Source organism: Streptomyces sp. NPDC048479 (assembly GCF_040651435.1).
Taxonomy (GTDB): domain Bacteria; phylum Actinomycetota; class Actinomycetes; order Streptomycetales; family Streptomycetaceae; genus Streptomyces.
This window is the reverse complement of sequence record NZ_JBEZKA010000010.1, coordinates 266,588-267,098: the sequence shown is the minus strand read 5'-3', so window position 1 is coordinate 267,098 and position 511 is coordinate 266,588. Positions and strand designations below refer to the sequence as shown.

The following is a 511-nucleotide window of genomic DNA, read 5'->3' as shown; positions in this document are numbered from 1 at the left end:
CGGCGACCGTCGTGGACGGGACCGGCGCGCCCGCGTACCTCGCCGACGTCGGGATACGGGACGGGCGCATCGCCCTCATCGCGGTTCGACCGGTCAGACCTTTCCGCCGGCCATACGACGGCGGCGGGCGATGAACAGGCTGCCCCCGACGGCCGCCGTGGCGACCAGGCCGGCGCCGACCGCCATCTCGGTGGCGCTGGGACCGACCGAGCCGCCGAGACCGCCGAGCGCGCCTCGGCCCGGCAGCACAGTGAACTGTGCGGTCGCCACCGTCCGGTTGTCGCCGAGGAGCCCGTTGTCGATACGGAGCCCGTTGTCGCCGAGGAGCCCGTTGTCATTGCGGATCCCGTTGTCGTTACGGATCCCGTTGTCGTTACGGATCCCGTTGTCATTGCGGATCCCGTTGTCATTGCGGATCCCGTTGTCGTTACGGATCCCGTTGTCATTGCGGATCCCGTTGTCGTTACGGATCCCGTTGTCATTGCGGATCCCGTTGTCGTTACGGATCCCG

At 68.1% G+C, this 511-nt stretch carries 1 protein-coding gene; it reads right to left on the bottom strand.

The window, feature by feature from the left end; all coding sequences use genetic code 11:
* Window positions 1-93: 93 nt before the first annotated feature.
* A complete protein-coding gene (locus AB0D12_RS18515) occupies window positions 94-507 on the bottom strand; it encodes a hypothetical protein (protein WP_362683466.1) in 414 nt (137 codons plus the stop codon).
* Window positions 508-511: the final 4 nt, after the last annotated feature.